22 protein-coding genes are annotated in these 26,962 nt (G+C 65.9%); 9 read left to right on the top strand and 13 right to left on the bottom strand.

Annotated features, from left to right (window positions below; all coding sequences use genetic code 11):
* The first annotated feature begins 19 nt into the window (after positions 1 to 19).
* The 3 genes from HMPREF3151_RS08525 to HMPREF3151_RS08515 are packed head-to-tail and all read left to right on the top strand — an operon-like array spanning position 20 to position 4,438.
* Complete coding sequence (locus HMPREF3151_RS08525) at positions 20 to 979, top strand: L-lactate dehydrogenase (protein ID WP_070475108.1); 960 nt, start codon at positions 20 to 22, stop codon at positions 977 to 979.
* A gap of 52 nt (positions 980 to 1,031) precedes the next feature.
* On the top strand, positions 1,032 to 1,421 hold the full coding sequence (locus HMPREF3151_RS08520; RefSeq protein WP_070475107.1) for a (deoxy)nucleoside triphosphate pyrophosphohydrolase: 390 nt from the start codon (positions 1,032 to 1,034) through the stop codon (positions 1,419 to 1,421).
* Positions 1,421 to 4,438 (top strand): DEAD/DEAH box helicase, encoded by a 3,018-nt coding sequence (locus tag HMPREF3151_RS08515; protein ID WP_070475106.1) that lies wholly within the window; start codon positions 1,421 to 1,423, stop codon positions 4,436 to 4,438. The genes HMPREF3151_RS08520 and HMPREF3151_RS08515 overlap by 1 nt, the downstream gene beginning before the upstream one ends.
* Before the next feature lie 9 nt (positions 4,439 to 4,447).
* Here HMPREF3151_RS08515 and HMPREF3151_RS08510 read toward each other — a convergent pair whose 3' ends face one another.
* From HMPREF3151_RS08510 to HMPREF3151_RS08490, 5 genes are all read right to left on the bottom strand, one after another.
* Complete coding sequence (locus HMPREF3151_RS08510; RefSeq protein WP_070475105.1) at positions 4,448 to 5,596, bottom strand: ATP-binding cassette domain-containing protein; 1,149 nt, start codon at positions 5,594 to 5,596, stop codon at positions 4,448 to 4,450.
* Positions 5,587 to 6,279 carry an energy-coupling factor transporter transmembrane component T family protein gene (locus HMPREF3151_RS08505; protein ID WP_070475104.1) on the bottom strand — a complete coding sequence of 231 codons (693 nt, stop codon included), beginning with the start codon at positions 6,277 to 6,279 and terminating at the stop codon, positions 5,587 to 5,589. The genes HMPREF3151_RS08510 and HMPREF3151_RS08505 overlap by 10 nt, the downstream gene beginning before the upstream one ends.
* Before the next feature lie 21 nt (positions 6,280 to 6,300).
* Positions 6,301 to 7,107: an ECF transporter S component gene (locus HMPREF3151_RS08500; protein ID WP_246815245.1), complete on the bottom strand. Its 807-nt coding sequence runs from the start codon at positions 7,105 to 7,107 to the stop codon at positions 6,301 to 6,303.
* A gap of 111 nt (positions 7,108 to 7,218) precedes the next feature.
* On the bottom strand, positions 7,219 to 8,214 hold the full coding sequence (locus HMPREF3151_RS08495) for a nucleoside hydrolase (protein WP_070475103.1): 996 nt from the start codon (positions 8,212 to 8,214) through the stop codon (positions 7,219 to 7,221).
* Positions 8,211 to 9,428, bottom strand: coding sequence for an MFS transporter (locus tag HMPREF3151_RS08490; RefSeq protein WP_070475102.1), 1,218 nt, complete (start codon positions 9,426 to 9,428; stop codon positions 8,211 to 8,213). Before HMPREF3151_RS08490 ends, HMPREF3151_RS08495 begins: the two co-directional genes overlap by 4 nt.
* Before the next feature lie 157 nt (positions 9,429 to 9,585).
* On the opposite strand from HMPREF3151_RS08490, the gene HMPREF3151_RS08485 reads away from it, so the two are divergent.
* Positions 9,586 to 10,110, top strand: a complete 525-nt coding sequence (locus tag HMPREF3151_RS08485) for a hypothetical protein (RefSeq protein WP_246815244.1) — start codon at positions 9,586 to 9,588, stop codon at positions 10,108 to 10,110.
* Here the strand turns inward: HMPREF3151_RS08485 and HMPREF3151_RS08480 are convergent.
* Together HMPREF3151_RS08480 and HMPREF3151_RS08475 are read right to left on the bottom strand one after the other, a co-directional pair.
* Positions 10,107 to 10,937 (bottom strand): hypothetical protein, encoded by an 831-nt coding sequence (locus HMPREF3151_RS08480; protein ID WP_070475101.1) that lies wholly within the window; start codon positions 10,935 to 10,937, stop codon positions 10,107 to 10,109. The two genes, HMPREF3151_RS08485 and HMPREF3151_RS08480, sit on opposite strands and share 4 nt — an antisense overlap.
* 91 nt (positions 10,938 to 11,028) lie before the next feature.
* Positions 11,029 to 12,612, bottom strand: a complete 1,584-nt coding sequence (locus HMPREF3151_RS08475) for a carboxylesterase/lipase family protein (protein ID WP_070475100.1) — start codon at positions 12,610 to 12,612, stop codon at positions 11,029 to 11,031.
* A gap of 81 nt (positions 12,613 to 12,693) precedes the next feature.
* Between HMPREF3151_RS08475 and HMPREF3151_RS08470 the strand changes: the two genes are divergently transcribed.
* The 3 genes from HMPREF3151_RS08470 to HMPREF3151_RS08460 all read left to right on the top strand — a co-directional run bounded on the left by HMPREF3151_RS08470 (position 12,694) and on the right by HMPREF3151_RS08460 (position 21,064).
* Positions 12,694 to 13,602: a hypothetical protein gene (locus HMPREF3151_RS08470; RefSeq protein WP_070475099.1), complete on the top strand. Its 909-nt coding sequence runs from the start codon at positions 12,694 to 12,696 to the stop codon at positions 13,600 to 13,602.
* Positions 13,598 to 17,206: an ABC transporter ATP-binding protein gene (locus HMPREF3151_RS08465; protein WP_070475098.1), complete on the top strand. Its 3,609-nt coding sequence runs from the start codon at positions 13,598 to 13,600 to the stop codon at positions 17,204 to 17,206. The genes HMPREF3151_RS08470 and HMPREF3151_RS08465 overlap by 5 nt, the downstream gene beginning before the upstream one ends.
* Positions 17,207 to 17,329: 123 nt before the next feature.
* Complete coding sequence (locus HMPREF3151_RS08460) at positions 17,330 to 21,064, top strand: multifunctional oxoglutarate decarboxylase/oxoglutarate dehydrogenase thiamine pyrophosphate-binding subunit/dihydrolipoyllysine-residue succinyltransferase subunit (RefSeq protein WP_070475097.1); 3,735 nt, start codon at positions 17,330 to 17,332, stop codon at positions 21,062 to 21,064.
* A 103-nt stretch (positions 21,065 to 21,167) separates the two neighbouring features.
* Here HMPREF3151_RS08460 and HMPREF3151_RS08455 read toward each other — a convergent pair whose 3' ends face one another.
* Together HMPREF3151_RS08455 and HMPREF3151_RS08450 are read right to left on the bottom strand one after the other, a co-directional pair.
* Positions 21,168 to 21,890: a hypothetical protein gene (locus HMPREF3151_RS08455; RefSeq protein WP_070475096.1), complete on the bottom strand. Its 723-nt coding sequence runs from the start codon at positions 21,888 to 21,890 to the stop codon at positions 21,168 to 21,170.
* Entirely contained in the window at positions 21,883 to 22,404 is a 522-nt protein-coding gene (locus HMPREF3151_RS08450) for a YflT domain-containing protein (protein ID WP_070475095.1), read from the bottom strand. The genes HMPREF3151_RS08455 and HMPREF3151_RS08450 overlap by 8 nt, the downstream gene beginning before the upstream one ends.
* Before the next feature lie 52 nt (positions 22,405 to 22,456).
* Between HMPREF3151_RS08450 and HMPREF3151_RS08445 the strand changes: the two genes are divergently transcribed.
* Positions 22,457 to 23,593, top strand: a complete 1,137-nt coding sequence (locus HMPREF3151_RS08445; RefSeq protein WP_070475094.1) for an Mrp/NBP35 family ATP-binding protein — start codon at positions 22,457 to 22,459, stop codon at positions 23,591 to 23,593.
* On the opposite strand, the gene tatB is transcribed toward HMPREF3151_RS08445, so the two are convergent.
* The 3 genes from tatB to sigE are packed head-to-tail and all read right to left on the bottom strand — an operon-like array spanning position 23,586 to position 24,984.
* Entirely contained in the window at positions 23,586 to 23,999 is a 414-nt protein-coding gene (tatB, locus tag HMPREF3151_RS08440) for a Sec-independent protein translocase protein TatB (RefSeq protein ID WP_070475093.1), read from the bottom strand. The two genes, HMPREF3151_RS08445 and tatB, sit on opposite strands and share 8 nt — an antisense overlap.
* A gap of 10 nt (positions 24,000 to 24,009) precedes the next feature.
* The gene (locus HMPREF3151_RS08435) at positions 24,010 to 24,369 is read right to left on the bottom strand and encodes an anti-sigma factor family protein (RefSeq protein WP_210383726.1); all 360 of its coding nucleotides are present in this window, start codon (positions 24,367 to 24,369) and stop codon (positions 24,010 to 24,012) included.
* A gap of 21 nt (positions 24,370 to 24,390) precedes the next feature.
* On the bottom strand, positions 24,391 to 24,984 hold the full coding sequence (sigE, locus tag HMPREF3151_RS08430) for an RNA polymerase sigma factor SigE (RefSeq protein WP_034999735.1): 594 nt from the start codon (positions 24,982 to 24,984) through the stop codon (positions 24,391 to 24,393).
* Positions 24,985 to 25,048: 64 nt separating this feature from the next.
* Between sigE and HMPREF3151_RS08425 the strand changes: the two genes are divergently transcribed.
* Positions 25,049 to 25,735: an O-methyltransferase gene (locus HMPREF3151_RS08425; protein WP_210383725.1), complete on the top strand. Its 687-nt coding sequence runs from the start codon at positions 25,049 to 25,051 to the stop codon at positions 25,733 to 25,735.
* Here HMPREF3151_RS08425 and glgC read toward each other — a convergent pair.
* Positions 25,732 to 26,949, bottom strand: coding sequence for a glucose-1-phosphate adenylyltransferase (gene glgC / locus HMPREF3151_RS08420; RefSeq protein WP_070475120.1), 1,218 nt, complete (start codon positions 26,947 to 26,949; stop codon positions 25,732 to 25,734). The genes HMPREF3151_RS08425 and glgC overlap by 4 nt on opposite strands.
* Positions 26,950 to 26,962: the final 13 nt, after the last annotated feature.

The following is a 26,962-nucleotide window of genomic DNA, read 5'->3' as shown; positions in this document are numbered from 1 at the left end:
TTCTGACACACTTGGTCGCATGACCGTGACTCATGGCAACAAGATCGTCCTTATCGGCGCCGGCGCCGTCGGCACCGCCTACGCCTACGCAATTCTCAACCAAGGCCTGGCGGACCACCTGGCCATCATCGACCTCAACGAGGACCTCGTCTGGGCCCAAGTGGAGGACTTGAACCACGCCATCCCGTTCTCCGGCCACCACATGGACGTCACTGTGGGTAATTACAAGGACTGCCGCGACGCCGCCCTCGTTGTCAACTGCGCCGGCGTGGCGCAGCGCGAGGGCGAAACGCGCATCGACCTGATCGCGCGCAACGCCGCCATCTTCGAGTCCATCAACAAGGACATCATGGCCAACGGCTTCAACGGCATCTACGTCGTGGCCACCAACCCCGTGGACGTGCTCACCTACATCACCTGGAAGCAGACCGGCCTGCCGTCGAACCAGGTCATCGGCTCCGGCACCGTGCTGGACACCGCGCGTTGGCGCCACAACCTGGGCCTGCACTTCGACATCGCCCCGTCCGCGGTGCACACCCACATCATCGGCGAGCACGGCGACACCGAGCTGCCCGTGTTCTCCTCCGGTTCCGTAGGCGGCGTGCCGCTGAGTGCGATGCTGGAATCGGAAGCGGAGACCAACCCGGACATCTACACCCAGATCGACGAGCTGTTCGTCCGCACCCGCGATGCTGCCTACGACATCATCAAACGCAAGGGCAACACCTCCTTCGGCGTCGGCAACGCGCTCGCCCGCATCACGCGCGCGATCCTGCGCAACGAGGACGTTGTCCTGCCCGTCTCCGCCCTCCTGCAGGGCGAGTACGGGCTCGAGGACCTCTACATCGGGACCCCCACCGTCCTCAACCGCAGCGGCGTGCGCAACGTCGTGGAACTGCGCCTGGACTCCGACGAGCTGGAGAAGTTCCGCCACTCCGCCACCACCCTGCGCGACGTCATCGACCGCGCCGAGTTCTAGGAGCCTTTGCTTTTCGACGGCAGCTCCGCCCATGCCCGTTTAGTATGGCTACATGGCCAGAAACATCGATGTGGTTGGAGCAGTGATCCTCGACGGCGACTTTGTATTTGCCGCACAGCGGGGGCCGGGCCGATCGATGAGTGGTCTTTGGGAGTTTCCCGGCGGAAAGATCGAACCCGGCGAGACTCCGGAGCAGGCTCTGAAGCGCGAGCTCGTCGAGGAGCTCAGCATTGAGGTTGAAGTTTTGGACCGGATTGTGACGAGCCGGCACGAAACCGACTCTGCAGTTATCAACCTGACCACGTATTACTGCACGCTTTCCTCCGGTACGCCAAAGCTCTCCGAACACCAAGAGATCCGTTGGGTCCCGAGGTCGGAGCTTCATGGGCTGGAGTGGGCACCGGCTGACATCGAAACTGTAGAACGAGTGCAGCAGCAGTAATGGAGTCATCGCTTACCTCGCTGCAACGCGATCTTGAATACGGTTTCATCGACGAAGCTGTCCTTGCCAACAAGCAGGAGAATCCCGAGCTCATCACCAATGGCGACTCGAACACCATGTACGAGGCGCTCAAAAACGAGCTGGAGTTTGCTGATAGCTACGTGTTCTCCGTGGCATTCGTGACTGTCGGCGGTATCGGCGCGCTCAAACAGCAGCTCGTGGAGTTTCAGGGCAAGGGCATAATCATCACGTCTTCGTACCAAGACTTCAATGAGCCCGCTGCTCTGCGCGAGCTACTGACTTTGGAAAACGTCGATGTCTACGTCATGTCGGAATACGCCCACCATGCCAAGGGCTACATTTTCAACCACGGTGACCACGTCACTGCGCTCGTAGGCAGCTCGAACCTCACGCGTTATGCACTCATGGAAAACCACGAGTGGAATATCCGAGTTTCGTCGCACCGAAACGGCAACATGGCTTCCCAGCTCCAAAACGGAGTTGAGAGGCACCTCGACAAAGCAGTTCCACTCACCGGAGACTGGATCAAGGATTACGAAAAGAAGCGGGCGAAGCGCAAAATCGTCTTCACCGAAACCCAGCCTCTTGAGGTTTCACCGGAAGGCGAAAAGATCCTCCCAAACCTGATGCAGGTCGAAGCACTTGAGCAGTTGCAGTATGTGGTCGATTCCGGCGAGAAGCGCGCGTTGATCATTTCTGCAACCGGTACAGGAAAAACCATCCTGGCCGCGTTGGCTACGCGACAGATGAAGCCGTTAAGAACACTATTCATCGTCCACCGCGAGCAGATTTTGAAGAAGGCTGCTCAAGAGTTCGCCAAAGTGTTAGAAGTCGACGACTCACAAATCGGGTTCTTCGTTGGAGCACGACGAGAACTGGACAAGCAGTTGGTGTTTGCTACCGTTCAGTCCCTTTCTCGGAAAGAGAATCTGGCGACAATCTCTCCGCTCCAATTCGACCTCATCATCATCGATGAAGTTCACCGTTCTGGCGCCGAGTCGTACCAGTCGATCTTGAACCACTTCCGCCCAAACTTCACGCTGGGGTTAACAGCTACCCCGGAGCGAACGGATGGGTTTAACGTCTTTGAGCTCTTCGGATACAACGTCCCATATGAGATCCGTTTGGAAGGCGCCCTTGAAAATCGGATGCTCGTCCCCTTCGACTACTACGGCATCGCAGATTACGAATCGGCGCAAGGGTCGATCGGAGACAAATCAAAGCTCAAAGACCTGGTTGCGGACGATCGCGTCGAGCACATCGTTGATGCACTGCAGAAGTATTCTTTCGCAGAAAGTACGAAAGGCCTCGTGTTCTGCAGCAGCAACGAGGAATCCCGAATCCTTGCGGAAGCTCTCTCCTCACGGATCGTCCACGGCCGTCCACTGAGAACGCGAAGTCTCTCGGGAGCCGACACGATTGAAGTACGAGAGTCCGTTGTTGCTCAACTGGAAGATGGCGAACTCGATTACATCTTCACGGTGGACATTTTTAACGAGGGCATTGACATTCCCTCAGTCAATGTCATTGTCCTGCTCCGCAGCACCGAGTCGTCGATCATCTTCACGCAACAACTTGGTCGCGGGCTGCGCAAAGCCGCCTACAAGCACTCGCTGCGCGTCATAGATTTCATCGGTAACTACGCAAACAACTACCTCATTGCGATTGCGCTCACCGGCAACAAAACCGGCCGAAAACCGAAGATTCTCGATGACGTCAACGACCCTCGTCCGAAAGCCGGGGCTTCCACGGTCAGCTTTGACAGGGTTTCCGCGGCACGAGTTATCGAGTCCCTACAAAAGGCACGCATCACGGGAGTGAAGGCTAAACGCGAGGCTATCGCAGAGTTAAAGTACCGACTCGGCCGCATTCCCAAACTGGTCGACTTTCTTTATCACGAATCCATGGATCCGTCCGTGTTGTGCGCGACCGACCAACACACGCGAAACTACTGGTCACTTTTGCACAAATTGAAGGAAGTCGATTCGGCCCCGTCCCAAGAGGAAGACGGATTCCTCACCCTCATCGCGACCGAACTTCTTAACGGAAAACGCCCGCAAGAACTCCTTCTTCTCTCTGAGCTTGTGCGCCGCGGCCCCCAAGGGGTGCTGACTGAAGACCAGTTCAGAGCTGTGATCGAGAAATACTCAACAGAGATTAATTCGTCGCCCCACCTTATGCGGTCGGTAGAACTCATTTTGAACCTGGAATGGTTCACGGAGGCTGCCGCCAAGCGCTACGGAGGCGAACCACTCGCCGTCCGTACAGACAGCGGTTTCCAGCTTGGTGAGCGGTTTTCAGAGTTGTATTTCTCCTACGAGGATCAACATCCTCACCCGGAGATCAGCTTTCGATACCACATTGATGACCTCATCGAGACCGGCCTTCTTACTAACCGGCGCCAGTACCGTCAAAGCGACATCTTCGTCCGGGGAAAGACGTATACCCGAAAGGACGCAGCACGCCTGCTCAACTGGCAGCGCAACAGGGAATCCACGATCTACGGGTATGCGGTGGACTCAAACACCAATACCTGCCCGATCTTTGTCACGTACCACAAGGACGCCGATGTTCTGGCGAGCCACAGATACGAGGACACATTCATCGATCAATCCACGATGCAGTGGTTCTCCAAGAACAACCGCACGCTCGACAGCAAAGAACTCCAGCCGATTCTGGATGGATCTACAGACCTCCATCTCTTCGTAAAACGCGAAGACGCGGACGGCTTGGAGTTTTACTACCTCGGGCAGGCCGAGGTTACCCACGCGGAAGAGCGCCACATGCCGGGGAACAAGGATGAGTTACTCGACGTGGTTGTTATGAACCTGGCACTAGACGAACCTGTCCCCGCCCCGCTTTACAAAGCTCTCACCACCAATAAACGCGCGAGCATCCAGGATCCGACTGCTGACGGCGAGAAGGCGGAGCTCCACCGCGCTCCTGGGCACATGGTTAGGCAAGATGCGAACGGTAAGCCTCAATTGCCGAATTAGGACGCGGGTTTAGGCGAGTTTAGACTCGAAAACTGCTGTGTACTCCCCCACCTCCGCGGCGAAGGAGGTGTCGTGGCAGGTGAAGATCACGGCCTGGCCGGAGCAAAGTCCCTCGGCGATGAGGGCGTGGGCGCGGTCGCGGGAGGGGGCGTCGAGGCCGACGTCGGGTTCGTCGAGAAGCACGAGCGGGCGGTTCTGGGCGAAGACCTGGGCGAGCTGAGCCAGGCGCAGGTGCGCGGCAGGCAGGTCGAGCGGGTGGGTCTCCGGGTCGAGGCCGAGTGCGGCGACTGCGTCCGGATCGCCGATGAACTCCCCCACCGTGGATTCGGCAAGTTGGTCGGCGGCGCGCTGCAGCGCGAGTGAGACGCCAAGAGCCAGCCCGGGGTTGCCGTCGAGGCCGGCCATCGCGCGCAGCAGTGTGGTTTTGCCGGCGCCGTTGTCACCGCGCAGCCACACGGCCTGGCCGGGGCGCACGGTCAGATGGATCGGACCGGCGGTGAACTCCGGATCCTCATGTGCGCGGAATTGCCACCACTTGCGGGGTTTTCCGCCGCGGGTTGCGGTGATCTCGCCGAGGTCGATCGGATCGCCGGCGGGCACCACGCGTGGGGGCAGGCTGGGCACGTGGGTGGGAGGGGGTGAGGGAGACAGGATGCCGTCGATAAGCGAAAGCTTTGCTGCATCGAGGCGGGGGCGGTTGCCGAGGACCACGATGCGCGACGGCAAGGCTTCGAGCAGGCGGATGATGTGGGTGGCGGAGGTGGGGTCGAGGCCGGCGAAGGGGTCGTCCAGAAGCAGGATGTCCGGCTCGAGGACTGCGACGGCCGCGATGGCCAGGCGGCGTGTTTGGCCGCCGGAGAGTTGTGCGGGGTGGCGCTCGGCGAGTTCGGTCAGGCCCGCGGCGCTGAGGATGCGCTCGCAGCGGCGCTGCATCTCCGGGATGGGTGTGCCGCGCTGCTCGAGGCCGAGCGCGACCTCTTCGATGACGGTGTCGCGCAGGTAGGACACGTGCGCGGTGGCGTCCTGCTGGACCACGGCCGCGCCCGCCCACTCGTTGTGCGCCTCGCCGGCAAGCGTGGTCAGGCCCGCGCCGGAATTGCCGATGACCTCGACGGTGCGGTGCTGGTCGAGTGCTTGCTTGAGCGGGGTTAGATCCATAGGACCACCGCCACGCAGATCAGAGGGATGAGGATGCGCGCGGCGCGCTGGGCGGGGCTGTCGTGGACCGGGCGCAGGACGGTGCGTGGGCCGGTGAGGTCGTAGCCGGCGGTTTCCAGCGCTTGGCCACGGGCGCCGGCCTGGGTGAGCAGTTCCGTGAGCACGGGCATGATCAGGTGTGGGACGACTGTCTTGGCTTTGATCGGGCGCTGTTTGAGGCGGTTGGCGTCGCGGGTGATGCGCGCGCGGTTGGCGCCCTGGGGCCCGAGCTGCAGCGTGGTGCCGGCGATGTAGCCGATGCGGTTGCCACCTTTTGTGCTCTGCAGAGCCTTGGCCAGATCCGGGGTACGCGTCCAGGCCACGGCGGCGAGCAGGCAGGCGACCAGCGCGGTGAAGCGGGCGGTGAGGTGGGCGGCGTCGGCAAGGCCGTCGGAGGTGATGAACGGAGCGATGCGGTGCTCGCCGTAGGGCGCGTGGATGAGCACCATCGACGCAGCCACGGGGGCGGCGAGGAGTGCAGTCGCCGCCGCGACAGACGGGTTGCGGGTGCGCCATGTGCCGGCCGTCAGGGCTGCAGCGATGATGGCCAGCGAGGCTATCGGAGTGTTGATCCCCAGCGCCAGAATCCAGCCCGACGCGCCGATGACCAGGGCGGTCAGCGGGTTCAGGCGGGTCTGGGGCATGTTGGTTGGCTTCTTGCTGGGCTAGCTCTGCTTGGTCTGCGGGGCGAAGGCGGCGACGGTGCGCTTCGGCAGCGCCTTGACCGTGAAGAACGCCACCAGCATGACGATGACCTTGTCCACCGGATCCGAGATGAACGCCTGGGTGGTCACGGACGCGATGAGCGAGCTGCCCATCTCACGGAACAGGCTGACCAGCGCGCCGGTGCCAACGCCGGCGGTGCCGCCGTAGACGTAGGCCGCGACCGGGGCGGCGACCATGCCGCCGACAAGGCCGAGCACCAGGCCGAAACCGATCACGGTGGCGATGTTGCGCAGGGCGTTGAAGCGGTGGATGAACACGCCGGCCAGCCAGCCGATCAGCGCCGCGCCCGCGGCGAACGGCAGCGCGGCCGGGTTGAGCAGGCCCCACACCACGTTGTTCAGCGCGCCGGTGGCCATGCCCGCGACCGGGCCGGCGAGTGCCGCGACGAGCACCGTGCCCACGGAGTCCAGGTACAGCGGCAGGCCGATCGAGCCGACGATCTCGCCGACGACAGAGTTGATGATGATCGCAATCGGGATCAGCCCCAACGTGCGCGCGGGCAGCACCGGAATCACGGCGGCAAGCAGCAGCGCGGTGCCGATGCCGTAGCCTGCGAGCAGCGCGATGCCCTGCCCGGAGCCGGTGACCTGGTCCCAGTCCGCCGGGTGGACCAGCACGAAGTACAGCCAGGTAGCGGCGATAAGGACGGCGCCTGCAATGACGAGCGCGCGGCGGGCGGGGGTCCATTCGGCCTTCTGCGCGGTGTTCTCGGTGGGCGCGGCCTGGGTGGAAACGGTGTGTGACATGAAAACTCCGAGTGGTGTGCGGGGAGGAACGGGAAGTACAGCCCTCATCGCCTATGTCACCTCGGCTGGGCTATCGGTTCGGGAGTGTAGCAGGCGGCGGGCGAAAACCCGCTAGTCGTCGGCACGCTGGTGGCGCAGCTCCACAATCTCGGCATCGCCGGCGGCGACCTTCGCGTGCACCTCGCACGCCCACGTGAACCAGCCCCAGGCCATCTCAATATTCGCCTCGGTGACCAGGCGCGTGTTAGGTTCGCGCTCCCAAATCCCGCGCAGGTCGGCCACGGACGTGCCGCGCATGAGCTCGGAATCCGCCTCCACGGCGACGGCGGTGTCCTTCCACGTGTACTCCACCAGCCCCAGCGCGATCAGCACGGTGAGCAGGTCGTGGATCTGCGCCTGATACCCCTCGCCCACATCCTCGTGGAACTCGAAGTAAAACCGCGTGATCGCCTCTAGGTGCTGCGACACCGGGGAGCCGCCAAGCTTATCGACGAACTCCGCCAACGCCTCGGGCTTAAGCACCATACGCTCCGTCACGCCAAGCGAGCACAGGGTGATCGGGGCCTGTGCCATGGCGAATACATCGGCGGCGGCGTGCGGGTCCACCCAGAAGTTCCACTCCGCGCTCGGCGTGGTGTTGCCCGGGTAATTCACCGCCCCGCCCATCACGGTGATGTGTTTGAGCTTTGCAAAGTGCTGCGGGTGGGCGTGCGCGAAGGCGGCCAGGTTGGTCAAGGGCCCGGTGACGATTAGATGGAGGTCGTCGGTGCCGCGCTCGATGGAGTCGATCCACAGCGCGTCCCAGTCGTGCTCCACGTGGCGCTCGGGCGCTTGGGCGTAGCCGAGGCCGGTGTCGCCGTGGGTTTCGGGCGTGATGGTCAGCTCCACCTCGAGCGGCTCCGGCAAGCCTGCAGCCAGGGAAATGATGGGCAGCCCGCACTGCCCCAGGATCCAGGCGCCGTTTTGCGCGCACTGGTTGGCGTCGACGTTGCCGGAGGTCGTCGTGAGGCAATCGAGCTCAATGAGACCCGCGTGCGCCGCGGCGGTGAGGAAGATGATGGCGTAGGTGTCGTCGATGCCGGGGTCGCAATCCAGGATCACTCTCACGGTTTCGTTTCCTTCCCGGCAACAAGCCAGATCACAAGCGTGGCGGCGCACACCGCGCCGCAGACGCCGAACGCGGCCTGGAAGCCCGCGGCCTCCGCGACGGCGCCGAGCAGCACCGGCGCGAGAATGGAGCCCGCGTCCTGCGTCATTTGGTACGTGGACAGCACTGTACCGCCGGAGCGCTCGTTGCCGATGATGTCCGCCAGTGTGGCCTGGGCGGCGGGGCTCATCAGACCCGCGCCGATACCGGCCGCGGCGGAGAGCAGCACCAGCGGCCAGAAGCTGGTGGCGCCGCCGAGCAGCGCCGTGAACACGCCCGAGGTGGCCAGGCCCGCGGCGACCATCGGGCGGCGGCCGAGTTGATCAGCGAGCCTGCCGGAGAACTGCAGCGTTACGGCCATGCCGAACGCGAAGGCGGTCAGCGCCAAACCGGCGGCCGCTCCCCCGCGCTCAAACACGGCGGCGGCGAACAGCGGCAGGATGGCCACGCGCGAGCCCATGTTGACAAAGCCGTTGGTGAACCCGGCGGCGAGCAGCGCCTTGTACGTGGAGGTCTGCCACGCCTGACGCACGCGCATCTTCGGCTTCGCCGCGGGCAGCGGCTCGGAGCCGGGGCGCGGCTGGGTCAGGGCGCCGACCGCGACGGCCGCGCCCGCCACCGCGAGGCCGTAAATGACAAACGGCGCGCGGAAGCCCAGGAAGGACAGCGCGGCACCGATGATCGGGCCGACAACGTTGCCCACCAGAAACGCCGAGGCGTACAGCGCGTTGGCGCGCCCGCGGATGCTCGGGTGCGTCACCCGCACGATCAAGGCCTGGGCCGACAGGGTGAACATGGTCGAGCCGAAGCCTGCGATAAACCGCAGCGCGAGGATCTGCCAGTAGGCGTTCACAAACGCGACGAGGAAGGTCGCGCCCGCGACGATGAGCAGGCCCGTGAGGTAGATCGGACGGGAGCCAAGCTTATCGACGAGCCTGCCCGCCCCCGGCGCTCCCAACAACCGCGCCATTGCGAAGACGGAAATCACCGCGCCGGCGGCAGCCATCGACACGCCGAAACTGCCGGCGAACTGCGGGAGCACAGGCGCGATGAGCCCGTAGCCGAGGGCGATGATGAACGCGGCGCCGACGAGGACCCAGATCGTGCGCGGGATCTTCGGTTGGGTGCGGGGTGCTTGCTGGGGTGTGTGCTGTGTTGAGTTGTCGGCGTTCATTGCTGGTTAGCGTACATCGGCGGGTGGGGTGTTCCGATTTGCCAATGTGGCAAATAATTTCCACAAAGCAAAATCACCCCAGGCAGCTGGGTGCATTTCGTTCATATGTTCGACAGAATGGGCTTTGATGCCGGAAGTGCTTCGTAGTGTGAGCGCCATGAAGTTCAACACGAAGAATCCGCTGCGTAGCGTCAGCCGAAACGACATGTCCCACTCCCCCGCCTACACCCCGGAGGCGCTTGCCGAGGAGATCCGCGAGCGCCACCCCGCAATCATCGAGTCCGCCCAGGCCGTCATGCACCACCCGCGTTCCCTGTCCCGTCCCACCGCCGCGTGGCGCCCACCGGTGCTCACGCTGCCGCGGGTGGCCAACGGGCCGCAGCTGACATTGGCTGTGACTCGGCGCAGGGTCGGCCCACGGGCGCGGGCCCGGATACAGGGCTACGGAGGCGACCAGGTCCCGGCGTACCTGATTGAGGTCCGCATCGCCGACACCACCGGCAGCCTGGTAGACACCGTGCTCACCGAAGCGTGGGTGCGCGCGCTGATTCCGGGCGACTCCGCGCACGCGGTACACGAGCTGGCCGGAACGCGCACGGCGAACTACGTGTGGCTCGTCGACGGCACGTTCACCCCGGTCGCCTCGCCGTCGTCGATGTTCGAGGGGCTCAGCGCGGCCTAGTCGTCGTCCTCGCCCCTGTCTTCGCCGTCGTCATCATCGTCGTCGTAGTCGACGTCGTCATCGTCGGCGAGGGCGTCATCCTCGTCATCGTCGTCCTGGCCGAACAGGTCGTAGACCTCCGGCTCGTCGAACTCGTCGTCCACGGGTAGCAGCTGCGACTCCCAGTCTTCGGCCTGGTCGGCGGCGAGCGAGAGCACGTCGAAAAGCCTGTCAAAGTCCGTGAAGCTGCCCAGCTCGAGCCGCTCGGCGTCGATGAGGGCCTCGTCGTGGATGGCGTCGAAGAGGCGGGCGCGGTCCTCCTCGGTCAGTTCCGCGTCGCCGTCGGACTCCCAGAGTTCGCCCTCGGCGTCGTCGAGCACGTCGTCGTAATCGTCCGGAAGCGCGATGAAGGTGACCTTGGCGTGCGGGGCGCCGTCGACGGTGTCGATGGTGACCAAAAGCTCGGCGTTGTCGCCGACCTCAGCGCGCACCTGCTGCGGGTTCAAGTGGTCCTGGAAGAACTCCAGGTCCCCGATGCGCTCGTCGGTGCCCTCCAACAGGTCGCGCAGCACGGTGATCACCTGGTCGGTGGCCATGTGCTCCGCAACCGCGGCCACGGCGTCCTCCACGGAAAACACTACGGCCACCAGCACGGCCTCGAAATCCTCGTCGTCCTCGTCCACGTCCGCGGCCGCGATGTAGACGTTGGCGGCCGGCAAGTGCGGATCAATCTCCACAAACTGGATCTCCAGCGCCGCCGTCATGGGCACGAACATGGTGTCGCCCCCCACGCGGGACTCGATGCCTTCGCGGTCGAGCGCCGCTGCGATGTCCTCGAAAAAGCTCATGTCGGTGGTTCCTTCCCAAGCTCGGCCACAACGCGCACAAGCCTAGCCACGAATGCTTACGCATGCGTGGGATTTCACTGTCACCGCAGGGTTAACTGTCACCCCAGGACGGATGCGCGGCGCCGAGCAGCGAAGCCGCCGAATCCATCAGGTCCTGGCGGTGGATGCCCCACTCGCGCATGTCAAAGCCCTCCCACGCCCTGCGCTGCGAGGCCTTCGGGTCCCACTCCACCCGCATGCCCGCGTCAAACACGGCCGTCGCGCGGCCCGGCCGGTCGTCGGAGCGGAAGCCGTAAACCGGCCACTCCTCACCCGGCGCGCCGGTGTGGAAGAACCGCCCCCAGTGGTACTGCATCACGCGGCTGACCTCAGTAAACGCCTGGGTGCCGCCGAAAACGTCCCAGCGCGAGGCCTTCGTGGCGTTCGGCTCGCCGAACACCGCGCCCAAATCCGCGGTGTGCATCGCGCCTAAACCCAGCATGCGCATCGCGGCGGACGCGTGGGCGAAGCGGTACATCCACGTCTGCGCTTTCCTGCGGTGGGCGGTGGCCAGGATCACCGTCGGCGCCCAGAACACCGCGTCGGCGATGAGGTCGGCGTAGTCGCCGCGAAGCCCGGCGTAGTCGTAGGCGCGCAGCACCGATTGGGCGTTGACGGGGTCGAAAGCCTCCAGCGCCCGGCGCGCCGCCCGCTGGCGCGACTTGGTGGTTTGGTAGATCGCCTTGGCAAAGCTCGCCTCGTCCGAGTTGGTGCCCACGATCAGCGGCACGGCTGCCTGCTCGCCCTCCTCGAAGGTGTCAATGGGGTGCGCGGTGAGCGTCTCCCCGTCCACGGTGGGCATGAAACTGGTGTTGAGCTGCACCAGCTCCTTGGTGTTCAGCAGCATGGATTGGCCAGCGCGCACGAGTTCCTCGGCGCGGGTCTCGCGCAGGTCCGCGAGCGTGGTCGTGCGCGGCAGGCCCATCCGGGTGACCAGCTCGCGCACCCACATCGCCGCCTGCAGGCGCGAGTGCACGCTCGCCGGTGGCGGCGACTGTGCCACCGCGCCGTGGAACAGCCCGCGCGCGGACGGCGAGCACATCAAGTGCACCACGGCCGCCCCGCCGGCGGATTCGCCCATGATGGTCACCCGGTCCGGATCCCCGCCGAAGTTGGCGATGTTCGCGCGCACCCACTCCAGCGCCAGGATCTGGTCTAGCAACGCGGGCGTGGCCACGCAGTCGTGGCCCAACGAGCGGAAGTCCAAATACCCCAGCACGCCGAGGCGGAAGTTCACGGAGACGTAGACGACCTTCGTGGCCCGAGCAAGCAAATGCCCCTGCAGCACCTTCTCGTTGCTGGCGCCGGTGACAAAGGTGCCGCCGTGGAAGTAGACCACCACCGGCAGTTCCTCGTCGGTGTCGGGGCGCACAATGTCCAAGGTCAGGCAGTCCTCGGTGCCGATGACGGCGTCGCGCCAGCCGAACGTGCCCTGCATGGCGGGCGGGGCGAACCGTGAGGCGTCGTAAAGCCCCTGCCACTTCTGTGTCGGCTGCGGGGCGCGGAACCTGCCTGTGTGCGCGGTGGACGCGCCGAACGGCACCCCGCGCCACGTGCGCATACCGGAGCGCGGGTCCACTACGCCGCGGACCTTGCCCGCGGTGGTGTCTGCGACAGGGTGCTCGACGGCAGTCATGCCATCCAGCGTAGACGCATGCACACGACATCCAACTATGCTGGACCGACGTAAAAAACCGATGAGCGCAAGAGACTGTTTATGTTTGGCAACAAGAAAAACAACCAGGACCTCGCCGTCCGCCAGGAGATCGAGGAAGCGCTGCGCGAAGACCCGCAGCAGCTAGAAAAGGACGCCGGCCCGCTGGGGCGCGCGTTTATCGGCGCAGTGGATAAGGCAGTGCAGATGCAGACCTCCACCATCCGCACGTACGTGAACTGGCTGCGCCGCCAGAACCCGGAAGCAACGCCGGCGGAGATTCAGAAGCTGATGGACAAGCACCTGAAAAACACCGTCACCGGCACCGGCGCGGGCGTGGGTGCCGCAGCCGCCGTGCCCGGCATCGGGCTGTTTACCGGCGCGGCCGCGGTGGCGGGCGAATCCGTGCTGTTTTTGGACCTCGCCGCGTTCTACGCCGTGGCGTCCGCCTACCTGCGCGGCGAAGACATCGACGACCCGGAGCGCCGCCGCGCGCTCGTGCTCTCGCTGCTGATGGGTGCGAAGGGGCTGGCGATTGTGGACGCCATGCTTGGCGACGACGCCGGCAAGATCCCCGGCAAGTCCACCCTGGCGAAGTTCTCCGGCCCGACCCTGTCCAACACCAACAACGTGCTGCAGCGCATCGCCATGCGCTCCATGCACAAGTCCCTGCACCGCGCGTGGCTGGGAAAGCTCATGCCGCTGGGCATCGGCGCGGTCGCCGGCACCACCGCCAACCGCAAGCTCGCCGACGGCGTGATCGGCAACGTCCAGTCCGGCCTCGGCGCGGTGCCCGCGGGGTTTGCGGCACCGCTGCCGCAGAAAGACAACGACGGCGACGACGACAAGGCCCTGAGCCTCAACCCCAAGGAGTTCGCGGCCTGGATCCTGCGCCAGTTCAAGGACGAGGACAAGGCGGACGTGACAATCGTCAAAGACGTGACAGGCGACAAGGGCGGCGACAACAATTAACCCCCTGCTCACCCGATCCCTACGCGCCAACCGCCCCGCGGCCGTCGCCGCCTTTGCCGCCGCCACCCTCGCGGCGGTGTTTCAAACGGCGGTGCCGGCGCTAACGGGCCACGCGGTGGACCTCGCCACCGGCAACGCGGAGGGCTCGGTGACGCACACCGCGTGGGCAATGGTCGCCGCCGCCGCGGCCACCTACGCCTTAAGCTTCACCCGCCGTGTCACGGCGGGCCGGCTGGCGTCCAGCTCCCAGCACTGGCTGCGCACCGAGATCCTGCGCACGCTGCACCGCCTAGACGGGCCGGGCCAGGACACCATCGTCACCGGCCAGATTGTCTCGCGCTCCATCTCGGATTTGAACATGTACCAGATGGTGCTGGACACCTTGGCCATGATGCTCACCCGCACCGTGCAGCTCGCGCTCACTCTCGCGGTGATGCTGTGGATGGACATCCCGCTGACCCTGATGTCACTCGCGCTGCTGCCGCTGATCCTGTGGGAGGCTAACCGCTCGCGCACAACGCTCTACGCCGCCACGTGGGTGAACCAGCACGCCACCGCGGAGCTGGCGGAGCACGTCGAGCAGACCGTCTCCGGCGTGCGCGTGGTCAAGGCGTTCGGCCAAGAACAGCGCGAGATCGACCAGCTGGATCAACTGGGCCGCCACCTCTACGCGGTGAAGATGCGCGCGGCGAAGCTCACTGCGCGCTTCCAGCCCATCCTCTCCCAGCTGCCCAAGGTCGCGCTGGTGGTCACCATCATCGCCGGCGGCATGCTGGCCATCCGCGGGCAGATCACCATCGGCCAGTTCGTCGCGTTCACGGCATACCTGACCTCCCTGACGTCGATGCTGTCCATGCTGACCAACCAGTACGTGCGCCTGCAGATGGGCATGAGCTCCTTCGACCGCCTCGACGACGTGCTCAAGCTCGCCCCCGCCACTGAACGCTCTGCAACCCCCACAACTGGCACGGGCCTGCGCTTTGACAACGTGCACTTCGCCACCGGCGGCAACCCCGTCCTCAACGGGTTTTCGCTCACCGTGCGCCCGGGCGAAACGGTCGCGCTCGTCGGCCCGCCCGGCGCGGGCAAAACCATGGCCGTCCAGCTTGCCGGCGGGTTCTACCAGCCGGATTCCGGAAGCGTCGAGCTTTTCGACGGCTCCGCCTCCCCCGCCGCCCTGCGCCAGAAGGTCCTGTGCGTGTTCGACGAGGCGTTTCTGTTCTCCTCCTCCGTGCGCGAGAACATCGCCATGGGCTCGCACCTGCCGCCCGACGAGCTCGACGCCGCAGTGCGCGAGGCGGCGCGCCTGGCGTGCGCCGACGAGTTCATCGAGCGGTTGCCGGACGGCTACGACACCGAGGTCGGCGAGCGTGGCCTGACGCTTTCCGGCGGGCAGCGCCAACGCATCGCGCTTGCCCGCGCGCTGATGGCCGCCCCTGAGGTGCTCGTGCTCGACGACGCCACCAGCGCCATCGACGCCATCACCGAGTCCCGCATCCTGGCCAACCTGCGCGAGGCGCTCGAGGACGTCGCGGTGCTCACGGTCGCGCACCGGCAGTCCACCGTGGACCACGCGGATGTAGTTGCGGTGGTGCGCGGCGGAGCCGTCGTCAAGTGTGGGCCCCGCGATGAGGTTGTGGGCAGCCCGGAGTACCTGGCCACCATGTCTGCGGACGCCCCCGCGGAGCTGCCCGCCAGCCCCACGCGCGCCGAGCTGTGGCCCGCGGTCACCGAGCCGGAGCGCGAGCGCGTGATCGTGCCCACCACCGGGCGCGCGTCCACGGTCAACGCCACCCCGGAGCTGCTCGCGCGGGTGGAAAAACTCCCCGCGGCCACCGAGCAGCCGAACTTAAGCGAGGAGCGTCTGGAGCAGCTGCGCACCCCGTCCAGCGACTTCCACGTGCGCGACCTCTTCCGCGCGGTGCGCTGGCTCATCGCCGGCACCGTCGCCCTGCTGGTGGTCGGCGTGCTGGCAGACCTGGCATTTCCCACCCTTGTGCGCGCCGCTGTGGACCGCGGCATCGCCGGCGCCGACCAGGCCAGCCTGATCCGCACCGGGCTGATCGCGCTCGCCGTGGTAGCGGTGGCGTGGGCGTCCATGACCGTGATGACGGTGCTGTCCTCGCGCTCCGGCGAGCGCCTCCTCTATGGCCTGCGCCTACGCTCCTACGCCCACCTGCAGCAGCTGGGCTTGAGCTTTTTCGAATCGCGCCTGTCCGGCAAGATCATGACGCGCATGACCACGGACATCGACACCCTGTCCAGCTTCCTGCAAACCGGGCTGGCCCAAGCCATCGTCGCCGTCGGCTCGCTCGCCGGCGTGACGGTGATGCTGGTGGCCACCGACGGCCAGCTCGCGCTCGTCGCCTTTGCCGCCGTGCCCGTCATCGCGTTGGCCACCTGGGGGTTCCGGCATTTTTCCAAGCGCTTCTACGCCGCCTCGCGGGCACAGATCTCCGCGGTCAACGGCGATTTCGCCGAACTCATCGGTGGCATCCGCGTCACCCAAACCCACCTGGCCCAAGACCACTTCGAGGCGCGCTTTGCCCAGATGAGCGACGAATACCGCCGCATCCGCATGAACTCTGTGCGCCTGGTGGGCCTGTACTTCCCCGGCATGCAGTTCGTCTCCCAGGTCATGACCGCGGTGATCATCGGCGTCGGCGCGACCCGCATCGCGGACGGCTCGCTGTCGGTCGGCGTGCTCGTCGCGTTCACCATGTACCTCAGCCAGCTTTACGGCCCGATCCAGCAGCTCGGCCAAATCTTCGACTCCTGGCAGCAAGCCACCGTCAGCTTCGACCGCATCCGCGAACTGCTCGCCGAGCGCACCACCGTCCCCGACACAGGCACCCGCCCCGGCGCGCACACCGCGGCGTCCGGGGAGCTTTCGCTTGACGGCGTCACCTTCGGCTACTCCGCCGATGCAGAGCCAGTGTTCGATGGGATGGATTTGTCCCTGTCGCCCGGTTCCACCGTGGCACTCGTGGGGCCGACGGGGGCGGGCAAGTCGACCGTCGTCAAGCTGCTGGCCCGCTTCTACGACCCAGTGGAAGGTGTCGTGCGCGCGTCGGGGACGAACGTCGCCGAGTTCCCGCTCGCGGATTGGCGGCGCGCGCTCGCGCAGGTGCCGCAGGAGTCCTACCTCTTCCCCGGCACCGTCGCCGACAACATCGCCTACGGGGCGGCCGGCGCCACTGACGACGAGGTGCAGGCCGCGGTGGAGCGCATAGGCGCCCTCGGCGTCATCGGCACCATCCCCGGCGGCTTCAACGCGCGCGTCGGCGAACGCGGCCGGGGCCTAAGTTCCGGACAGCGCCAGATCATCGCGCTTGCGCGCGCCGAGATGCTCAAACCTGCGGTGCTGCTTCTCGACGAAGCCACGGCCACCCTCGACCCCGCCACCGAACGCGCCGTCCTCGACGCCTCCGACAAGGCGATGGCGGGCCGCACCTCCGTGGTGGTCGCACACCGGCTCGCCACAGCCGCGCGGGCCGACCGCATACTCGTCGTGGATGAAGGACGTATCATTGAAGACGGCTGCCACGAGGACCTCATCTCCGCAGGCGGAAGATATGCCCATATGTGGGCTATTAACCGATAACGGGGGTGAAACATTGGTCCCCCGTGGAGAGGAACAATCCAAGTTAGCGCGTTACCAGCGCCGACGATTACAGTCAAAGAAACGTTCCGCGAACACAACCCAGAAGGAAGGCGAGAACCTGCCGTGAGCAGCGAAAACACGTTCGGCCAGAACAGCTGGCTGGTTGACGAGATGTTCCAGCAGTACAAGGACGACCCCAACTCGGTGGACGCCGAATGGCGCGAACTCTTCGAGAACAAGGGCGCTCCTAAGACCGCGAAGGGCACCCCCAACGTCACCCCTTCCGACGAGAGCGCAAGCACTCCGAAGACTGACCCGAAGGTCTCCCGCACCACCGGCGCCCCGAGCCAGGACGGCCGCGAAACCAAGGTGGACGAGGCAGCGGCCAAGGTGGCCGCCAAGCCGAAGCGCACCGCAGCCGCCGCGAAGCCCTCCCCGCTTGACAAGGTCAACCAGGTCGAGGCTGAGCCCGGCGAGTTCCAACTCAAGGGCGCTTTCAAGGCCATTGCCAAGAACATGAACGAGTCGCTCGAGGTACCCACCGCGACCACCGTGCGCGACATGCCGGTCAAGCTCATGTTTGAAAACCGTGCGCTGATCAACGACCACCTCAAGCGCACCCGCGGCGGCAAGGTCTCCTTCACCCACATCCTGGGCTACGCCATCGTCCTGGCTACCAAGCTGCACCCGGACATGAACAAGAACTACAAGGAGGACGGCAACAAGTCCTTCGCGGTGCAGCCGGAGCACATCAACCTCGGCCTGGCCATCGACCTGCCGGGCAAGAACGGCTCCCGTTCCCTGGTTGTCGCCGCCATCAAGGAGTGCGAGAACAAGGACTTCAACGAGTTCGTCGAAGCCTACGAAGACATCGTCGCCCGCGCCCGCGACGGCAAGCTCACCATGGACGACTTCTCCGGCGTGACCATCCAGCTGACCAACCCGGGCGGCATCGGCACCCGACACTCCATCCCGCGCCTGACCAAGGGCCAGGGCACCATCGTCGGCGTCGGCGCAATGGACTACCCGGCGGAGTTCGCGGGCGCCTCCGAGGACCGCCTCGCCGAGCTCGGCGTGGGCAAGCTGGTCACCCTGACCTCCACCTACGACCACCGCGTCATCCAGGGCGCGGAGTCCGGCGAGTTCCTGCGCGACATCTCCCAGCTGCTCATCGACGACAAGTTCTGGGACGAGATCTTCCGCTCCCTGCAGATCCCCTACGCTCCGCTGCGCTGGGCACAGGACGAGCCGAACACCGGCATCAACAAGGACACCCGCGTCATGCAGCTGATCGAGGCGTACCGCTCCCGCGGCCACCTCATCGCCGACACCAACCCGCTGCACTGGCATCAGCCGGGCCTGCCCAAGCCCGACTCCCGCGACCTGCTCATGGAAACCCACGGCCTGACCCTGTGGGACCTGGACCGCGTCTTCCACGTCGGCGGCTTCGGCGGCAAGGAGCAGATGACTCTGCGCGAGGTTATGTCCCGCCTGCGCGCCGCCTACACCCTGAAGGTGGGCACCGAGTACTCCCACATCATGGACCGCGACGAACGCGAGTGGCTGCGCGACCGCGTCGAGGCCGGCATGCCCAAGCCGACCGGCCCGGAGCAGAAGTACATCCTGCAGAAGCTGAACGCCGCCGAGGCCTTCGAGAACTTCCTGCAGACCAAGTACCTCGGCCAGAAGCGCTTCTCGCTTGAGGGCGCCGAGACCCTGATCCCGCTGATGGACGCCATCATCGACACCGCGGCTGGCCAGGGCCTGGAAGAGGTTGTCATCGGCATGCCGCACCGCGGCCGCCTGAACGTGCTGTTCAACATCGTGGGCAAGCCGGTTGCCACCATCTTCAACGAGTTTGAGGGCAACATGCGCGCAGCCCAGCAGGGCGGCTCCGGCGACGTGAAGTACCACCTCGGCTTCGAGGGCGAGCACATCCAGATGTTCGGCGACGGCGAGATCAAGGTCTCCCTGGCCGCCAACCCGTCCCACCTCGAAGCCGTCGACCCGGTCCTGGTGGGCATGGCGCGCGCCAAGGCCGACCAGATCAAGTTTGCCAAGGGCCGCGAGGACCACCCGGTCGTGCCGCTGATGCTGCACGGCGACGCATCCTTCACCGGCCTGGGCGTGGTCCAGGAGACGCTGAACCTGTCCCGCCTGCCGGGCTACACCGTCGGCGGCACCATCCACATCGTGGTGAACAACCAGATCGGCTTCACCACCACCCCGGATTCCGGCCGTTCCTCCTACTACGCCACCGACCTGGCCAAGGGCTTCGACTGCCCGGTGTTCCACGTCAACGGCGACGACCCGGAGGCCGCAGCATGGGTGGCCCAGCTGGCCACCGAGTACCGCCGCGAGTTTGGCAAGGACGTCTTCATCGACCTGATCTGCTACCGTCTGCGCGGCCACAACGAGGCCGACGACCCGACGGTGACCCAGCCGGTCATGTACGACCGCATCAACTCTCACCCGTCGGTGCGCACCCGCTACACGCAGGACCTCATCGGCCGCGGCGACATCACCGAGGAAGACGCAGAGAAGGCAGCACAGGACTTCCACGACCAGCTGGATTCCGTCTTCTCCGACGTCAAGGCCGAGAAGGGCAAGCCGAGCGAACAGACCGGCATCACCGAGTCCCAGGAGCTCACCCGCGGCCTGGACACGAACATCTCCGAGGAGCAGTTCAAGCGCCTCGCCGACGCGTACGCGAACCTGCCGGAGGACTTCACTCCGAACAAGCGCCTGAAGTCCGTGCTGAAGAAGCGCGGCGGCTCCTTCACCGACGGCGACATCGACTGGGGCTGGGGCGAGCTGCTCGCCTTCGGCTCCCTGGCGGAGCAGGGCAAGTTTGTCCGCCTCGCCGGCGAGGACTCCCAGCGCGGCACCTTCACCCAGCGCCACGCGGTGCTGTACAACCCGGACAACGCCGAGGCGTACAACCCGCTGGACCACAACGCACAGGAGAACGGCGATGGCGGCCACTTCCAGGTGTTCAACTCCGCCCTGACCGAGTACGCCGGCATGGGCTTCGAATACGGCTACACCCTGGGCAACAAGGACGCTGTGGTGGCCTGGGAGGCGCAGTTCGGCGACTTCGCCAACGGCGCCCAGACCATCATCGACGAGTACGTCTCCTCCTCCGAGACCAAGTGGGGCGAGCTGTCCTCGCTGATCTCACTGCTGCCGCACGGCTACGAGGGCCAGGGCCCGGACCACTCCTCCGCACGCATCGAGCGCTACCTGCAGCTTGTGGCAGAGGGCTCCATGACCATCGCCCAGCCGACCACCCCGGCAAACCACTTCCACCTGCTGCGCCGCCAGGCGCTCGGCGAAATGAAGCGCCCGCTGGTCGTCTTCACGCCGAAGTCCATGCTGCGCAACAAGGCGGCCGTCTCGCAGCCGGCTGACTTCATCGAGGTCAACCGCTTCCAGTCCGTCATCGACGACCCGAACTTCGTCGAGCGCGGCAACAAGGTCATCGGCGACACCGACAAGGTGGAGACCATCATGCTCTGCTCCGGCAAGATCTACTGGGAGCTGGCAAAGAAGAAGGAGGCCGACGGCCGCGACGACGTCGCCATCATCCGCGTGGAGATGCTCCACCCGATCCCCTTCAACCGCCTCGCCGACGCGTTCAAAAACTACCCGAACGCCAAGGAGATCCGCTGGGTCCAGGACGAGCCGGCAAACCAGGGCGCATGGCCGTTCTACAACGAGCACCTGCGCACCCTGATCCCGGACATGCCGGAGATGGTCCGCGTGTCCCGCCGCGCCCAGTCCACCACCGCAACCGGTGTGGCCAAGGTGCACCAGCAGGAGGAGAAGCAGCTGCTCGAGGAGGCATTTGCAAAGTAGCTTGACGACGGAGCACGTCACCGCGCTCCCCCCCCTCAAGCGCTAGGGCCCCGGGGTTTACCCGGGGCCCTTCCTCGTGTCTGGGGTGTGTACTCGCGGCGGCCTAGCGCGCGCCGTCGCTGTCGGCGGAATCGCCCGCCGCTGCCCCATCCTCGTCCGCGTCCGGCAGTTCGTCGTCGTAGATGTTGATGTGGGCGTTTTCCATCATCCACGCCGCCAGCGTGTCCTGGACGTCGGCGCCGCCCTCGATGTCTTCGACCATTTCTTCCAGCGATTTGGTGGAGATGACTCGGGTGATGAAGTTCAGGCGGTTGATCTCGCCGCGGTCGAAGCCGGACTTGTCGAACAGCGGGATGATGTTCTGCGGCAACTCACCCGCACGCCCGCAGCTTTGCGCCGGCGAGGGGTCCACGGTGCGCAGGGTGCTGGGCAACCCCGCGATGGCTTGGTCGTAGACCATGTCCGAGAACCCGGCTGGCTCCTCCTTCGCCTCCTGCTTCAGGCGCTTCGCGGCCTCCACATCGGTCTCCTCCACAAGGCGGCCGGTACAGGTCACCACGAAGTCCACCGGGGTTTCCTTGAGCACCCGCAGCGTGTCGCCGGCAGAAAAATCGGCGGCGGTCACGCTCGTGGGCCGGCCCAGCTGCTGCAGCACGCGGCTGTAAATCTCGCCGAGGACGCGCTGCTCTGGGTCGTCGGCGTCGATGCCGATCGCGATCGGGTCCTTCGTCGTGCTCTGCAGGCCATTGGGCACGCAGCCGGACAACCCGGAGATGGTCAGTGCGCCCGCGGCAAGCGCCGCCACGGCGCGGTACGGCTTACGCATCGGGATGGGGCTGCGACGCGTCGTCGATAGGCAGCTGGCCCGCGATGAGATCACGCGCATGCGGGGCCGCATCCGGCTCGCACAGCACGTCGTACCGGCCCGCCACGATCGTCGTCGCGGAGGAGAAGTCGCGCTTGCCGCCGGTAAACGCGTAGGCCACCGCCGCGAAAATCACGCCGAAGATCGCGCCGACGATCAGCGTGGTGGTAAACGTCACCCAGCCCGACCCCGGCTCGGTGAACACCGAGAGAATCAGGCCCAAAAACAGGCCCATCCACAGGCCCGAGAGCGCGCCGGTGCCCAGTACCTTGCCCCAGGTCAGGCGGCCCGTGATCTTCTCCACCTGCATCAGGTCCACGCCCACGATGGACAGCTTCTCCACCGGGAACTCCTTGTCGGAAAGCGAATCCACCGCCTCCTGCGCCTCGGCGTACGTCTTGAAGCTGCCGACAGGCCAGCCCGTGGGAACCTCGCGCGCAGGCACACGGGACGAGTTGCTCATGGGATTTGTCATGCCCACCAGTGTATCCGCTCGGCCGCGACGCACCGTTATACTGCTGGGCAACATGGCTACAGAACAAAAAATCACAGAACAGGATGTCCTCGCCGCGCTCGAGCGCGTGGAGGACCCCGAGATTGGCAAGCCCATCACCGAACTGGACATGGTGGAATCCGTGCGTATTAGCGGCGCGGACGTGGCCGTGGGCATCTACCTGACCATCGCTGGCTGCCCGATGCGCGACACCATCGAGTCAAACACCCGCGCGGTGCTCGAGGAGCTCGACGGCGTCGGCGACGTTACCGTCACCCTGCACACCATGAGCGACGAGCAGCGCCGGGCGCTTGCGCTGAAGCTGCGCGGCGAGCAGACCGGCCCCGCCATCCCCTTCGCCGACCCGGACACGCGCACCCGAATCTTCGCCGTCGCCTCCGGCAAGGGCGGCGTGGGCAAGTCCTCGATGACCGTGAACCTGGCCACCGCCCTGGCTGCGCAGGGGTTGAGCGTCGGTGTGGTGGACGCGGACATCTACGGCCACTCCGTGCCCGGCCTGATGGGCTCGGCTGAGCAGGGCCCCACGGTTGTCGACGAGATGATCATGCCGCCGATCGCCCACGGCGTGCGTCACATCTCCGTGGGCCAGTTCGTCGAAGGCAACGCGCCGATCGTGTGGCGCGGGCCCATGCTCACCCGCGCGATCCAGCAGTTCCTGGCGGACGTGTACTGGGGCGACCTGGACGTGCTGTTCATGGACCTGCCGCCCGGCACCGGCGACGTTGCCATCACCGTCGCGCAGCTCGTGCCGAACGCGGAGCTGCTCATCGTGACCACCCCGCAGGCCGCCGCGGCCGAGGTGGCCGAGCGCGCCGGCACGATCGCGCAGCAGACCGACCAGAAGATCGCCGGCGTAATCGAGAACATGGCCGGCATGACCATGCCCGACGGCACCGTGATGAACATCTTCGGCGAGGGCGGCGGCGAGCAGGTGGCCGAGCGCCTGACCCAGCTGACGGACTCCGACGTGACACTGCTGGGCTCCATCCCCCTGGACCCGAAGCTTCGCGAGCACGGCGACACCGGCACCCCCGTCGTCCTCTCCGAGCCGGACTCGCCCGCCGCCAAGGCCATCCAGGCGGTGGCGGATCAGTTGAAGGTGCGCCGCGAATCCCTCGCAGGCAAGAGCCTCAACCCGCAGGTTAAATAACGTCCTCCCAGGAGAAGCTCCTGCCTTTCGACGGCCGCTCCGCCTGATCCTGCCTCGGCTGCTCCGGCCTCGGCTGCTCCTGCGCCGCGGGGCGCGGTCCCGAGCGGGTGGGCTCGGGGTTGGCCTGGCGCGGGTCCACGGCCTCGTCCTCGAACAACACCTTTGCCATCGCGCGGCGCGGGCCCATCGACGCGTACTGGGACACGGTGTCGATCGGCTTTTTAAACTCCTCGAAGCCCTCCAGCTCCCCGTTGAGCTCAGCCTTGGCGTTGTTGATGGCCTTCTTCGCGGCGTAGATCGCCGCGCGCACATCCTCCACCACGGCGGGCAGGCGTTCGGGCCCGATCACGATGAGCCCGATGATCAGGATGAAGAAAATCTCGCCCCAGCCGATGTTGGAAAACACCTACAACACCCTACTCCCCGCGCCGCTTCAGCGCGCCCAGAGCCGAGTGCAGCGCCGAGCTGAGGTTGGCACCAAGATCCCTGACCCGGCCGCGAGGGCCCGGCGCCTCGCCCGCCCTGTCGAGGTCCCCGGCGCCCATGCCGGCCAAGCGCTCCACCAGCGACGCCGGGGCGTGCACGCCCGAGTTGTCCACCACGCGCAGCCGGTTCGCGGCGCGGCGCTGGGCGTCGACCTCGGCGCTGCACTCGTCGCAGTCGGTCAGGTGGCGGGCGGCGCGGCGGAACGCTGAATCAGACAGTTCGCCGTCCACGAAGGCGGCGACCGCTTCCGGGTTCAGGTGGTCGGTGGAGTTGAATTCGCGTTTGGCCATGGACATCATCACGTCGCTTGGTTAGCGGGTGCGGATGAGTTCTTTCGCGTGCGCGTCGTCAAGCGCCTGCGCCTCCAGCGACTCGCGCAGCTGCGCGCGCCCGCGGTGGATGCGCGAGCGCACGGTGCCCATCTTCACGCCGAGGGTGTCGCCGATTTCCTCGTAGGTCATGCCCATGACGTCGCAAAGCACGACGGCGACGCGGAAGTCCGGCGCCAAATCATCCAGCGCGCGCTGCAGCGCCGGGTCCAGGTTGGCCACGTTGTAGGCCTCCTCCGGCGTCATGTCGGTGCCCGGCACGCGCTCGTAGTCCTCCGGCAGCGCCTCCATGCGGATCTTCGCGCGGCGGCGCACCATGTCCAAAAACAGGTTGGTTGTAATGCGGTGCAGCCAGCCTTCGAAGGTGCCCGGCTGGTAGTTCTTCAGGCTCCGGAACACGCGCATGAAGGTCTCCTGCGTCAGGTCTTCCGCGTCGTGTTGGTTGCCGGAGAGGCGGTAGGCAAGGCGGTACACGCTGTCGGCGTGTTCCTGCACCAGCTCCGACCAGGTGGGCATGGCCCCCTCGCCCGCGTCGAACGCGGCAGTGCCGGACAGCTGGTTTTCCTCAGAGGTCATGGCAAGTAGTTTGGCAGATCAACCTCCCAGATGCCAGCACGCCTGCTGTGAGCTCCCTGGGCACATGCGCCCCGCTATGATTGCCGGTGTGAGTGAGACAGCGTTTACCCAACTGAGCACCTACATCGACTCCCGCCGGGACCACCTGCCGGAGGCGGTGGGCGAAGCACTCGCCCGCGCCCGCGAGGACGCCGGGGAAAACGGCGTGCCGGTTCCCAGCCAGATCGTGGGCGATCTGTTGTCCGTGCTGGCGGCAGGCAACGAGGCCGCCCAGGGCGCGGTCGCGGTGACCCCGGCCGCGGGTGTTGCGGGCCTGCACATCCTCGCCGGTCTGCGCAAGAAGGCCACCCTCACCTGCATCGAGCCGGAGGCGGCGCTGCAGGCGGGCGCGAAGGAGGCGTTCCGCGCCGCGGGCTTCGCGCCGTCGCGCGTGCGTTTCCTCACCTCCCGCCCGCTCGATGTGATGAGCCGGCTGGCAACGGGCGCGTACCAGCTCATCTACGCCGACGTCGCGGCCGTGGAGTTGCGCCCGCTCATCGACGCCGCGTGGCCCCTGCTCGCCCCCGGCGGCACGCTCGTCATCGCGGGCTCGCTTCTCGACGGCACCGTGGCCGACCCCACCCGCCGCGACCGCGAAACTGAGGCGGCGAGGGAGGCGGACGCTTTCGTCGATACGCTGGCGCTCGAAGAGGCCGCCATCGCGCGCCTGCCTCTCGACGGCGGGCTGACGCTCCTGACCAAGCGGCGCTAAATCACCTCGTTTTTACCCACGCACACCACGCCGCTGTCGGAGACGTTGAAGCGCTCGCGGTCGCGTTCGGGGTCCACGCCGACGATCTCCCCGTCGGAGACGTAGACGTTTTTGTCCAGGATGCAGTGGCGCACCACCGCGCCCTTGCCCACGCGCACGCCCGGCATCAGCACTGAGCCTTCGACGGTGGCGCCTTCCTCGACGCGGACATCGGTGGACAGCACCGAGTTGCGCACCGTCGCGCCCGAGATGATGGAGCCGGACGCCACGATGGACTCCTGCGCGATGCCGCCCATGACGAACTTCGCCGGCGGCAGGTTGTCCTCATCCGTCGCGTGAATGGGCCACGCCTTGTTGTAGAGGTTAAACACCGGGTGCGAGGAAATGAGGTCCATGTGGGCTTCGTAGAACGAGTCGACGGTGCCAACGTCGCGCCAGTAGCCGCGGTCGCGCTCCGTCGCGCCCGGGACCTCGTTGCGGGAGAAGTCGTACACGTTCGCCTCGCCCTGGGCCACGAAGTACGGGATGATGTCGCCGCCCATGTCGTGGGCAGAGTCTTCGTTTTGCTCGTCTTCCAGCAGCGCCTGGATCAGCGCCTCGGTGGAGAAGCAGTAGTTGCCCATGGACGCGAACGTGGTCTCCGGGTCGTCCGGGGTCCCCGGCGGGTTATCGGGCTTTTCCAGGAACTCCGTGATCGTGCCGTCGTCGTCCGACTGGATGCAGCCGAACGCGTGCGCCTCCGAGCGCGGCACGCGAATGCCAGCCACCGTGGCGGCCTTGCCCGAGGCGATGTGGTCCTCCACCATCTGCGACGGGTCCATGCGGTAGACGTGATCCGCGCCGAAGACCAGCACGTAGTCCGGAGCGTCGTCGTAGATCAGGTTCAGCGACTGCACGATCGCATCCGCCGAGCCCGAGTACCAGCGCTTGCCGCGGCGCTGCTGGGCCGGCACCGATGCGATGTACTGCTGCGTCGGGCCAGAGACGTTCCACGCGGTGGCCACGTGACGGTCCAGCGAGTGGGATTTGTACTGGGTCAGCACCGCGATGCGCATATAGCCCGCGTTAACCAGGTTGGACAGGACAAAGTCGATGAGACGGTAGTTGCCGCCGAACGGCACGGCGGGCTTGGCACGGTCAGCGGTCAACGGAAACAGGCGCTTGCCCTCACCGCCGGCCAGGACGATGGCGAGAACTCGAGGCTGGCTTTTCATACCAGCCAGGCTA

Source organism: Corynebacterium sp. HMSC05H05 (assembly GCF_001807265.1).
GTDB lineage: Bacteria > Actinomycetota > Actinomycetes > Mycobacteriales > Mycobacteriaceae > Corynebacterium.
Note: the sequence above shows the minus strand (reverse complement) of the source record. Positions and strands in the feature narration are given on the sequence as shown.